This is a genomic window from Thiothrix caldifontis (assembly GCF_900107695.1).
GTDB lineage: Bacteria > Pseudomonadota > Gammaproteobacteria > Thiotrichales > Thiotrichaceae > Thiothrix > Thiothrix caldifontis.
The window spans coordinates 1-9,325 of record NZ_FNQP01000021.1; the positions used below are offsets into that span (position 1 = coordinate 1).

Here is a 9,325-nt window from a genome sequence, read left to right on the forward strand (position 1 = left end):
TGAACTCACTCGCTGTTTGGGTAAAACGTTTGTCCAGTCCCTGTGGACTAATGGGGAGCTGTTGGAAGGCGGCTGTCCGACTTAATCCATCCAATGTGCTGGCAGGATTGCCCATCCAGCCAAACACCAAGCTGCGGATGAAGTTCGAGCCGCTGAGTTTGCGCTGGCGTTGAATGAAGCCGCTTTTTTTGCTAACGCGTCCGCTTTTTCATACAAGATGGCTTGCAATGCGGTGGCTACTTTTGTCAGTATCAATGCGCGGTCTCCTTGTCGAAGTCGATCTATTCGGTGTGCAAAACTAATAGCCTACCAGAGAGGGAGACCGCTTTCGCGGGTTAAAGTTGATGCGTATAGGCCCGGTGCTCACCATTCCCTACCAACTGACCTACAACATCAAGGAAATGGTCAAAGACAAAGACGGCAAGGAACGTGAAATCCTGCGCGAAGTCACGGACAAAGACACGCTGTACCTGATGCCGACACGCCTTGACATTACCAGCCAACTCAACAGCGCATTACGCTATCGCGGCATTTACGATGTGCCGGTGTATACCAGTGATTTACACGTTACGGGTGAGTTCAATACGCAAGCCTTGCTGGATCGCATTGCTGACACCAAAAACAAACAAATCCGCTGGGAAAAACCCCAGCTTGCCGTCATGGTACGTGATCAACGCGGCATTGCCACCCCGCCCAGCTTGCAATGGAACGGCACAACCCTCGCCTTCAAACCGGGGAACAATCTTCCTGGCAGTGCCAGTGCCGGGATGCACGCCAAACTCCCCGACCTCGATTTGACCCAAAGCCAGCGTATTCCCTTCCAATTCGATGTGGCATTGCGCGGAATGCGCTCGATGAATTTCGCCCTATTAGCTGAAAACAGCACGGTAAAACTGGCGGCTAACTGGCCTCACCCCAGCTTTAGCGGTGAATTACTCCCCGAAACACGTGACGTTAATGACAGCGGCTTCCATGCAGTGTGGCAAGCCTCATCGTTTTCTTACAATGTTAGCGGAGCCTTGGAACAATGCCGTCAGGGTGAATGCAGCAGCTTGTTAGATCGCGCCGTCGGGTTTGACCTCATCCAGCCGGTGGATGTGTATCAGCAATCCGAACGTAGCATCAAATACGCCGCACTGTTCATCATCCTCACCTTTGTGGTGCTGATTCTGTTTGAATTATTGAAAAAGCTGCGGGTTCATCCGGTGCAATACACGCTAGTGGGGTTCGCCTTACTGGTGTTCTACCTGCTGCTGATTTCCCTGTCAGAGCACATTGATTTTCTGCGAGCTTATGGCATAGCCGCCTTAGCCAGCACGAGTCTGTTAACGCTGTACTTTGCTGCCATATTGCACAGCCGCAAGCTGGGTTTACTGCTGGGTGCAGGGTTAGCAGGGCTATACACCTTGCTCTACATCATTTTACAGGCTGAAGAAAATGCGCTACTCATGGGCAGTGTATTGATCTTTGCGGTACTGGCCTTGCTGATGGTGGCAACACGGCATTTCGATTGGTACGCACTCACCACAGAAAAAGACAAAGGGTGATTACCCAAAGAAGGGGGTGATAACTCACCCCTTCAAACATTAACCCAGCAGCTCTTTCAAAAACTGCGGTAGCGCAGCACTTCCCTGATGAATCCCTGCATTGTAATAGCGGGTTGGGAAGGTCAGTACCTCTGCTGCGGCTTGCCGTGCAAATTCTACCTTACCCGCTTTCGCCGCAATTGTGCAACTCCACCAGCCGGTCGGGTAGCTCACCAGTTGAAACTGGTGCAGTTTGGTATCGCTGAAACCTGCTTGACGCATGGTGTCGTGCATCGGTTTAATGATTTTTTCGGCGTGAACCAAGGGTGATTCGCTTTGCTGCACCAACAAACCATTCTCACCCAGCGCCCGCCAGCAGCCCCGGAAAAACTCTTCACTGTACAATACCGCGCCGGGGCCTACTGGATCCGTGCTATCCACAATCAGCACATCCAGTGAGCCGGGTTCAGCATTATTAATCCAAGCAATGCCATCTTCAAACGCCAAGGTCGCACGCGGGTCGTTATTGGATTCGCACAGTTCCGGGAAAAACATTTCACTCACACGGGTCACGCGCTCATCAATGTCGATCTGGATAGCGGATTCGACTTCCGGGTGACGTAAGACTTCACGTAACGTACCACAGTCGCCGCCGCCGATAATGCACACGCGCTTAGGCGCTGGGTGGCTGAATAATACCGGATGTGCCATCATTTCGTGGTAAACGAAGTTGTCACGGGTCGTGACCATCGTGCAACCGTCCAGCGTCATCAGCTTGCCGAAGGTTGTGGTGTCGTAGATTGCCAGCTTCTGGAACGGGGTTTGTTCTTCGTGGAGTTTGCCCGCTTCGGTCAATTCCAAGCCGAAAATCGTGCCGGAATCGGATAATTCAGTAAACCAGTTGGGTTGGGTTGTCATGGCAGCGCCTGTTGGTTGTTCACACAAAGGCGCTATCATGCCACAAGCGTTCAGGCGGGTGAATGACTCTTCAATGAAACACCGGGGCTTCGCCGGAAACACTTAAGCCTTCAGCCCAAAAAAAGCTGTTGCCTTCTTCTGGGCGATTCAATAACACCATTAACACCACCCATTTGAGGCGGTCGAGGTTAAAATCTTCGTCCTGTAATTCCAACACGCGGTCGAGAATTTGTTCACGGGCTTCGGCACTGATCACGCCTGCGTGCTCTAAGAACATCAAATAGCCTTGGCATTCGCCATCCAGCCAGTAACGTTCCTGAGGGGCAAAAATGCGGGTGGTACAAGAGCGATAGGTCACTTCCACCCGTTCGGCGGTATCACCGAGGCTTTCCAGCCAATCAAAAGCGCGGGTAATTTCACTGTTGAGGAAACCCGCATCCTGCAAGTAGCCATGCATAGACGCACGGTCTTCCGGCAGGTTATCACCCATGTCGGGATAGTTATCAAAAAGGTAGAAGAGAACATCCAGCGTATTTTCTTTCATCAGATTCCAGTTCCTGACCCCAATCGCATGTAGTGACCACCACCACATGCTGCTACAAGGTTATGCAGTTCGAGCATAAGGAGAATGGATGAAACTGCGTCAGCGGTCAAGCCTGTATTCAGGATAATCTGGTCTATCGGTAGTGGTTCGTAGCCCAACGCATCAAGTACTTGCAGGTATTCAGGATCAAAGGTAGTAGTGTCGGATAATTGCGCAGACAGGTTTAGTGCCGCTTGTCCTTGGGGTGTGGAACTTACCTTATCTTGTTGTAACCAAACATTTAGTTGTGGCGCAATCTCTTCCAGAATATCGGTGGCAGTTTCGACTAATTTTGCACCTTGACGAATCAAATGGTGGCAACCACGCGCCAAGGGATTGTGAATCGAGCCGGGAATGGCAAATACTTCACGCCCTTGTTCCATCGCGTGTCGGGCGGTGACGAGCGTGCCACTTTGCAATGCGGCTTCCACAATTAACACCCCAAAGCTCATCCCACTAATGATGCGGTTGCGCCGGGGAAAATGTTGCGGATGTGCAGGAATGCCAATCGGAAATTCAGACACGATACAACCTTGCGCGACAATACGCTCCGCTAGTTTACGGTTGCGTAAGGGGTAGATAATGTCGAGGCCATTCCCCACCACAGCAATGGTATTGCCCCCAGCGTCCAAAGCGGCTTCGTGGCTGTGCGCATCAATGCCGACGGCCAGACCACTGGTAACGGTGAGGCCATTGGTGGCGAAATGAGCCGCAAACGCGCGGGCGTTTTCTTTGCCGCCTTGGGTTGGGTTGCGGCTGCCTACCATGCCGATTTGCGGGTCATTCAGTAACCCAGCATTACCCAATGCGAACAATACCGGCGGAGCCGTGCGGATGCGCTTGAGCAGAGCCGGGTAACGGCTGTCTTCCGGCACTAAAATATGGTGCTGATCAGAAGCTTCCACCCAACGCCAATCAGGAACAGCAGCGTCACGCGGCTGGGCGCGGTAGGCAGCAATCCCTTCTTTTTTCAAGCCAGCCTCTAGCAAAGCCGTATCAGACACCTGTAACGCCGCTGCTGCACCACCAAAGTATTCCACGATGCGGCGCAGGCTACCGGGGCCGATGCCTTTAGCACGCCAGAAATGCAGGCGGGCACGAAGTTCTGTATCAGTGAGCATGAAAAAGGTGTTCCGTGATGACAAGCCTTGCATTTTCAGCCAGTGAATGGTGTCGATGCAAACAAATCCGCTAATCTGTGTAACCTACCATTTATCTTGTCACGACCAAGCATCGCTTGATTGCGTCTATACTGTGCCAACGTGTCAATCAACAATAACAGCATGGAATTGTGGTATGCGAAAACTTATTTGGTCTTGTGGCGTTGCCCTATTTTGTCTGGCAACCAATCTAGCAGCAGCCGTGCCACCACCTTCACCTCCAACTGCGTCTGCCGCAGCCACACAACCCGCCGAGCCGGTGAATGTATTGGCTGCCGCTAAACAAGCGGGTGTGTTACGGGTGGCGATGGAACCGGATTTTCCACCCATGTACTGGCTCAATGAAGAAGGCAAGGAAGACGGTTTCGATTACCACCTTGCGCTACTGGTTGCCAAAGAGCTGGGCATTCCAGCCGTGAAAGCGGTTGAAGATGATTATTCCAAGCTGCCTGGCCTAGCGGTTGAAGGCAAGGCTGACATGGTGATGGGCGGCTACATCCCTGATGATTCCATTGAGGGTGTCGATTGGACGGATAGTTATCTGGATTTCGGTCAATGCCTGATTGTGCCGCGTGGCAGCACCATCAAAAACATCAAGCAGCTACGCGGTAAAACCATTGGGGCTTACGAAGACCCCGCTGTTATCAAGTGGATCAACGACAACATCCCCGACAAAAAAGCGCTAGTGACTTACGAAGGTGTCGGCTGGTTTCGTCATCTGGAAAAACGCGATGTTGATGCCATCATTTACGATTACCCCTTTACGGTTGAAGAAATCAAGCCGTTTAGCAGCAGCTTGCAGATTGCAGCCTTTAACTTGAATGAAAGCACCTACGCCATTGGCATCAAACAGGGCAATGATGAAATGCGTACTGCTGTCAATACGGCTCTCGCGAAGATCAAGGAATCCAGTGAGTATGCTGAGTTGATCAAACGCTATTTGCCGTTCAAAATTTCCAAGGAAGTACCGGATGGCAGTAATACTTACACCATCCAACCGGGTGATTCGCTCGGTAAAATTGCCGCCGCCAAACTGGGTACGACGACGGCATGGAAAACCTTGTGGGAACTCAATAAGAATCGTATTCCTAACCCTAACTTATTGGAAACGGGTGATGTATTAATTATGCCTGACACCAAGGCGAAGGAGACGCCATGAAACTTGACCGTTTCTGGATGGTACAAATTGTCATCATCCTGACCTTGTTCACGCTGTTAATTGGCAGTTACCTATTTTCATTTGGCCTGTTTGCCGATAAACAACCTACCACTATCACCGCAACAGTAGCACCAACACCTGTTGTCCCCACAACGACGCCAGAGGCAAGCCTAACGACTGCTCCGACAGGTGCTCCTACCAAGCCAACTGAACCAGCGGCAACCTGTACGCCTGCGGGTATAACGTTATCCAGCGACACGATTCGTGACAGTTTAAGCAGTAATGATGCCGCCCGCCAAGCAAGCTGTCTGGCATTTCTGCAAGCAGAAAGCCTTGCGGGTGATAAAGGTGCGGAAGTATGGCTAGGGCAAGCGCATCACCATGGCTGGGGTGTGGCAAAAAATCTTCAGGAAGCAGCCAAGCATTATCGTCAAGCAGCGAACAGCGACGACAGCGACGTGCGTGATTCCGCCCAACAATGGTTACAACAGTTGGAACAGGAAACGCAGCGTTAACCGCCTGTAGCACTCATGTGGCGGAAAATCATCGGCTGTGCTGCTTGCAAATTGAATTCATGCCCCTGCGGTTTAATCTCCATTGCCTGATGCAGCGCCTCACGTACCCGAAAATCATCAGTGGGGTTAGCGCGTAACACACGGCGTAAATCCAATGAATGCTCTTGCCCCAAACACAACAACAAGCGCCCTTCTGCCGTGACCCGCACCCGATTACAGGTATCGCAGAAGTTGTGGCTGTGCGGTGAAATAAAACCAACCCGCGCCGTACCGCCATCACGTCGAAAATAACGTGCAGGCCCACCCGTCTTCTCAGCCATTTCCTCCAACTGCATGGTGGTGCGCAAATCGCGCAAGATTTCGTCGCTGGAATAAAAGGCTTCAGCACGGTCATGCTCACCAATCACCCCCAGCGGCATTTCCTCGATGAAGGTCATATCCATGCCGCGCTCGTGAGCAAAATTCACCAAATCCGCCACTTCGTCGTGATTACGGTTTTTCAGCACCACCGCATTGAGTTTGATACGTTGGAAACCTGCCGCTAAGGCCGCATCAATCCCCTCCAGCACTTTATTGATGTCTCCCAACCGGGTGAGTGCGTGGAAACGGGCAGGGTCGAGGGTATCAAGGCTGATGTTGATGCGAGTCACGCCTGCGGCTTTCAGTTCCTTGGCGTAACGCGCTAATTGCGTGCCATTAGTGGTCAGGGTCAAATCTCGCAACCCCTCCAATTGCCCCAAATCCTGAAACAGTTTGAGGATATTGCGCCGTACCAGTGGTTCACCACCCGTAATACGCAGTTTATCCACGCCCATTGCGACGAAGGCTTTGCCCAGTCGGAACATTTCCTCCAATGTCAGCAATTGCGCTCGCGGTACGAAGGTCATGTCTTCCGCCATGCAATACACACAACGCAGGTCACAACGGTCAGTCACGGAAAGGCGCACATAAGTAATTTGCCGCCCGAAGCGGTCAATCAATAGGTTTGAGTTGGGGTTGCTTGCTATCATGTGACTGTTTTACCAATTCGGCGTGGGAGTCGCAATAAGCATGACGGGGCAAAGGATACCAGACCAAAGGAGTACCACCGGAGTGGTACTCGCGGGTGGACAAGGCAGCCGCATGGGTGGGCAGGACAAAGGCTTATTGGTTTTTAACGGTCGCCCACTGATCGAACACTTGCTGGAGGCTTTGCAACCACAAACGGATGCATTGCTGATCAACGCCAATCGCAACCACGCCCGTTATCAAACCTATGGCTACCCCGTAATCAGCGATGCGCAAAATACCGCTGGCAATGCATACTTAGGCCCCTTAGCAGGCATTGCCGCCGCCCTGCAAGCCGCCACCACCCCGTATATTCTTACCGTACCGTGTGATGCACCACACATTGCGCCCGACATGGCGGTACGCTTGTGGCAAGCCTTGCAACGCGATGGCGCAGAACTCGCGGTGGCACACGATGGCGAACGCTTGCAACCCATCCATGCCCTGATCCCAGTGACCTTATTGCCGAGCCTGCAAGCCTTCTTAGCAGGCGGCGACCGCAAAACGGATTTGTGGTACAGCCAGCACCGTGTCGCACAGGCCGATTTTAGTGATTGCCGCGAGATGTTCCGCAATATCAATACACCGGAACAACAACAAGCGTTAGCACAAACCTTACCACCCCTGCCATTGCGGGTACTCGGCGTGAGTGCTTGGAGCGGTTCGGGCAAAACCACCTTGCTTGCCGCCCTGATTCCACACTTGAAACAGGCTGGGCTACGCCTGACGGTAATTAAGCACGGGCATCATCACATTGAGTTAGATACCCCCGGCAAAGACACCTACCGCTTCCGTGAAGCCGGTGCGGATCAGGTATTGCTGGCTTCACGCAAGCGCATGGCAATGATGCAGGAATGCAAAACTCAGCGTGAACCGGAACTGGCGGATGTGCTACGTTTCATCAACCCCGATTGCGCTGATTTGGTGCTGGTGGAAGGTTTTAAGCATACTGCCATCCCCAAAATTGAAGTGCATCGCCCCAGCCTTGGCAAGCCCTTACTGTTCCCTGACGACCCAACGGTGATTGCGCTGGCAAGCGATGACCTGTCGTTGGCTGTACCCGCACACATTGCCAAGTTTGACCTGAACCAACCGCAAGCATTGGCGGCGTTTATTGTAGGGTGGTTGCAACAGAAAAAAACGCCAGCAGCAACCCACCTCCCCAAACACCTATCCATGACCGAAGCCCGCACCCGCATTCTCAACCGTGTGCAACCATTGACTGCCGCCCTCAAACTCCCCTTACGCGATGCGCTAGGGCAAGTGTTAGCCGAAGCGGTCATTTCCCCGCACAACGTCCCGAATTACACCAATTCCGCCATGGATGGCTATGCCTTGCGCGGCGTGGATTTACCCACCGATACCCCCCGTGAATACCGCGTCATCGGCAAAGCCTTTGCAGGAGGCGCGTTTGCGGGGGAATGTGGCGCTGGCGAATGCGTGCGCATTATGACGGGTGCGGCAATGCCTGCTGGCACAGATACGGTGGTGATGCAAGAGCAAGTCACAGCGGGTGCAGACGGTTGCGTGCGAATTGCCACCGGGCAGCAGGCGAGGCAAAACGTGCGCCTCGCTGGTGAAGACATTGCCCAAGGCAGCAGCGTGTTGCCCGCAGGCCGACGCATAACGCCTGCCGATTTGGGCGTATTGGCATCACTAGGCATCAACGAAGTCAGCGTGACACGCCCGTTACGCGTCGCCTTTTTTTCCACCGGCAATGAGTTGCGTTCACTCGGCGAAACCTTAGAAGCAGGGCAAGTTTACGACAGCAACCGTTACACCCTGTACGGCCTGTTGAAGCAACTTAACGTCGACATTTTCGACATGGGCGTAGTACGCGATGACCCCGCCACGCTGGAGGCGACCTTGCTGCAAGCCTCTGACATCGCTGACGTGGTGCTAACATCCGGTGGCGTATCGGTTGGGGAAGCGGATCATATCAAAGGCATATTGGCAAAACTGGGGCAAATCCATTTCTGGAAAATTGCCATCAAACCGGGGCGACCACTGGCATTTGGCACTGTGGGCAAGGCGCAATTTTTTGGCTTGCCGGGCAATCCCGTCGCCGTGATGGTGACATTTTTACAATTTGTCCAACCCGCATTGCTGAAAATGGCAGGCGCAACCGCGAACGAACCGTTGTTGCTGGATGCTGTGTGTTTAAGCAGTCTGAAAAAACAGCCGGGGCGCACCGAATTCCAACGGGGTTTTGTGCGACAGGAAGGTGGCAGACTCGTGGTGGATAAAACAGGTTATCAAGGCTCAGGCGCACTAAGTTCCATGAGTCGGGGCAATGGCTTCATTATCTTGCCGGAAGAAAGGGGAAACGTGCAGCCGGGGGATGTGGTACAGGTGCAGCTATTTGGGTGGTAACGAAGCTTTCGCCACCACCCAAAAGCGTATACGCGAATAGTGGA

General features: G+C 52.9%; 9 protein-coding genes. 4 read left to right on the top strand and 5 right to left on the bottom strand.

Going from position 1 to position 9,325, the window contains the following annotated elements:
• Positions 1–81: 81 nt before the first annotated feature.
• Positions 82–255 (bottom strand): hypothetical protein, encoded by a 174-nt coding sequence (locus BLV87_RS19455; protein WP_175517799.1) that lies wholly within the window; start codon positions 253–255, stop codon positions 82–84.
• A gap of 89 nt (positions 256–344) precedes the next feature.
• Here BLV87_RS19455 and creD point away from each other — a divergent pair, with 89 nt between their 5' ends.
• A complete protein-coding gene (gene creD, locus BLV87_RS14650; RefSeq protein ID WP_093069875.1) occupies positions 345–1,547 on the top strand; it encodes a cell envelope integrity protein CreD in 1,203 nt (400 codons plus the stop codon).
• Positions 1,548–1,586: 39 nt separating this feature from the next.
• Here the strand turns inward: creD and speE are convergent, their stop codons facing one another.
• The 3 genes from speE to dprA form a co-directional block, all read right to left on the bottom strand.
• Positions 1,587–2,444: a polyamine aminopropyltransferase gene (speE, locus tag BLV87_RS14655; RefSeq protein WP_093069876.1), complete on the bottom strand. Its 858-nt coding sequence runs from the start codon at positions 2,442–2,444 to the stop codon at positions 1,587–1,589.
• A gap of 70 nt (positions 2,445–2,514) precedes the next feature.
• Complete coding sequence (locus BLV87_RS14660) at positions 2,515–2,988, bottom strand: Smg family protein (RefSeq protein WP_093069878.1); 474 nt, start codon at positions 2,986–2,988, stop codon at positions 2,515–2,517.
• The gene (dprA, locus tag BLV87_RS14665) at positions 2,988–4,148 is read right to left on the bottom strand and encodes a DNA-processing protein DprA (protein WP_093069880.1); all 1,161 of its coding nucleotides are present in this window, start codon (positions 4,146–4,148) and stop codon (positions 2,988–2,990) included. Before dprA ends, BLV87_RS14660 begins: the two co-directional genes overlap by 1 nt.
• A 175-nt stretch (positions 4,149–4,323) precedes the next feature.
• Here dprA and BLV87_RS14670 point away from each other — a divergent pair, with 175 nt between their 5' ends.
• Entirely contained in the window at positions 4,324–5,346 is a 1,023-nt protein-coding gene (locus BLV87_RS14670) for an ABC transporter substrate-binding protein (RefSeq protein WP_175517954.1), read from the top strand.
• Entirely contained in the window at positions 5,343–5,861 is a 519-nt protein-coding gene (locus BLV87_RS14675; protein ID WP_093069883.1) for an SEL1-like repeat protein, read from the top strand. The genes BLV87_RS14670 and BLV87_RS14675 overlap by 4 nt, the downstream gene beginning before the upstream one ends.
• Here the strand turns inward: BLV87_RS14675 and moaA are convergent.
• A complete protein-coding gene (gene moaA, locus BLV87_RS14680; RefSeq protein ID WP_093069885.1) occupies positions 5,858–6,871 on the bottom strand; it encodes a GTP 3',8-cyclase MoaA in 1,014 nt (337 codons plus the stop codon). The two genes, BLV87_RS14675 and moaA, sit on opposite strands and share 4 nt — an antisense overlap.
• An 82-nt stretch (positions 6,872–6,953) precedes the next feature.
• Between moaA and BLV87_RS14685 the strand changes: the two genes are divergently transcribed.
• Entirely contained in the window at positions 6,954–9,281 is a 2,328-nt protein-coding gene (locus BLV87_RS14685) for a bifunctional molybdopterin-guanine dinucleotide biosynthesis adaptor protein MobB/molybdopterin molybdotransferase MoeA (protein WP_175517955.1), read from the top strand.
• The last annotated feature ends 44 nt before the right edge of the window (positions 9,282–9,325 follow it).

What these genes read in the sequence shown, in the direction of transcription:
- speE (WP_093069876.1), bottom strand. Translation starts at nt 2,444, where the DNA reads ATGACAACCCAACCCAACTGGTTTACTGAATTATCCGATTCCGGCACG.
- BLV87_RS14670 (WP_175517954.1), top strand. Translation starts at nt 4,324, where the DNA reads ATGCGAAAACTTATTTGGTCTTGTGGCGTTGCCCTATTTTGTCTGGCA.
- BLV87_RS14675 (WP_093069883.1), top strand. Translation starts at nt 5,343, where the DNA reads ATGAAACTTGACCGTTTCTGGATGGTACAAATTGTCATCATCCTGACC.
- BLV87_RS14660 (WP_093069878.1), bottom strand. Translation starts at nt 2,988, where the DNA reads ATGAAAGAAAATACGCTGGATGTTCTCTTCTACCTTTTTGATAACTAT.
- dprA (WP_093069880.1), bottom strand. Translation starts at nt 4,148, where the DNA reads ATGCTCACTGATACAGAACTTCGTGCCCGCCTGCATTTCTGGCGTGCT.
- creD (WP_093069875.1), top strand. Translation starts at nt 345, where the DNA reads ATGCGTATAGGCCCGGTGCTCACCATTCCCTACCAACTGACCTACAAC.
- moaA (WP_093069885.1), bottom strand. Translation starts at nt 6,871, where the DNA reads ATGATAGCAAGCAACCCCAACTCAAACCTATTGATTGACCGCTTCGGG.